The following is a 1,646-nucleotide window of genomic DNA, read 5'->3' as shown; positions in this document are numbered from 1 at the left end:
GCCAGAACCGGCCCATCGCCGTCGGCGGCCGTTCCTTGGTGTGCTTGCGCGGCCGTTTGAGGGGTGGCGGGTGCCCCCCCCGCGGGTCCGCTCGCCCGCCAGAGCGGCGGGGCAGGTTCCTGGCCCCCGCGGTCGCCCGGCGGCGCTAACAGGGCGGGGTGTTCGTCGGCAAGACCACCACCCCCGAACTCGCCTGGAAGGGCGTCACCGACAACACCCTCAACGGCATCACCCGCAACCCCTGGAACCCCGAGCGCACCCCCGGCGGCTCCAGCGGCGGAGCAGGCGCCGCCGTCGCACTCGGCATGGCGCCCCTGGCCATCGGCACCGACGGCGGCGGATCCGTGCGCATCCCCGCGGCCTTCTGCGGCATCTGCACCATCAAACCCACCTACGGGCGCATCCCCCACTACCCCGCCAGCCCCTACGGCACCATGGCCCACGCCGGACCGATGACCACAACCGTCACCGAGACCGCGCTCATGCTCGACGTGCTCAGCGGACCCGACAGCCGCGACTGGTCCGCCCTCGAACCACCCGCGCAGTCCTTCCTCGACGGACTCGACGACGGCGTCGCCGGCCTGCGCATCGCCCTGAGCACCGACCTCGGCTTCGCCACCGTCGACCCCGAGATCGCCGACGCCGTCACCCGCGCCGCCCGCACCTTCGCCGAACTCGGCGCCACCGTCGAGCACGCCGACCCCGGCTTCAACGACCCCGTCGAGGACTTCCACGTGCTGTGGTTCTCCGGCGCCGCCAAATCCGTCGAACACCTCACCGACGCCCAACGCGCCCTGCTCGACCCCGGGCTCGCCGAGATCGTCGAACAAGGCCTCACCTACGACGCCCAGGACTACCTCGAAGCCACCAACACCCGCATGCTCCTCGGCCAGCGCATGGGCGCCTTCCACGAGACCTACGACCTGCTGCTGACCCCCACCGTCGGCATCGCCCCATTCGAAGCCGGCCTCGAAGCACCCGCCGACGCCACCAGCCGACGCTGGACCGGGTGGACCCCGTTCACCTACCCGTTCAACATGACCCAGCAGCCCGCCGCCAGCATCCCCTGCGGGTTCACCGGCGACGGCCTGCCCATCGGCCTGCAGATCGTCGGACCCCGCCACTCCGACGCCCGCGTCCTGCGCGCCTGCCGCGCCTACGAACGAGCCCACCCCTGGCAGCGCCCCCGCCGATAGCGGCCCCTCACCCGCCAGAACGAACAGGTGGCCACGCCCAGCCGACGCGCCACGCGCAGGACGACGAACGCGGCCCGACCGGACGTCCCGGCCGGGCCGCGTTCGCGCGCATCACGCCACCAACAGCATCCCCGTCGCGGCCGTGCCCACCACCAGCACCGTCGAACACGCCCCCAGCAGCAGCGCCCGCGGCCCCGCACGCCGCAACCCGCTCACCCGCACCGCCGTGCCCAACGCGAACAGCGCCGCCGCCAACAGCACCGACGACACCTGCGCCGCCACCCCCAACACCGGCGCGGGCACCCAACCCGTGGCCCGCACCCCCATCGCCACCAGAAAACCCACCACGAACAACGGCAGCAGCGGCCCCCCCCCCCCCCCCCGCCCCCCCCCCCACCCCATAACCCCCCCCACCCGGGGCCCCACACCCCCCCCGCGCAACATAACCCC

General features: G+C 73.7%; 2 protein-coding genes. One reads left to right on the top strand and one right to left on the bottom strand.

Translation table 11 applies throughout. The features are described 5' to 3' along the window. Positions 1-158: 158 nt before the first annotated feature. Positions 159-1,196, top strand: a complete 1,038-nt coding sequence (locus LCD35_RS29655) for an amidase (protein WP_308016952.1) — start codon at positions 159-161, stop codon at positions 1,194-1,196. Positions 1,197-1,307: 111 nt separating this feature from the next. Here the strand turns inward: LCD35_RS29655 and LCD35_RS29650 are convergent, their stop codons facing one another. After that, entirely contained in the window at positions 1,308-1,598 is a 291-nt protein-coding gene (locus tag LCD35_RS29650) for a putative sulfate exporter family transporter (RefSeq protein WP_225045321.1), read from the bottom strand. Positions 1,599-1,646 lie beyond the last annotated feature (48 nt).

Source organism: Saccharopolyspora sp. 6V, from assembly GCF_020176785.1.
GTDB classification, from domain to species: Bacteria; Actinomycetota; Actinomycetes; order Mycobacteriales; family Pseudonocardiaceae; genus Saccharopolyspora_C; species Saccharopolyspora_C gregorii.
The sequence above is the reverse complement of the archived record's forward strand: the minus strand, read 5'-3'. Positions and strand labels throughout refer to the sequence as shown.

Bases quoted from the DNA above. Each gene is read 5' to 3' on its own strand.
- LCD35_RS29650 (WP_225045321.1), bottom strand. From the start codon at position 1,598: ATGGGGTGGGGGGGGGGGCGGGGGGGGGGGGGGGGGCCGCTGCTGCCG.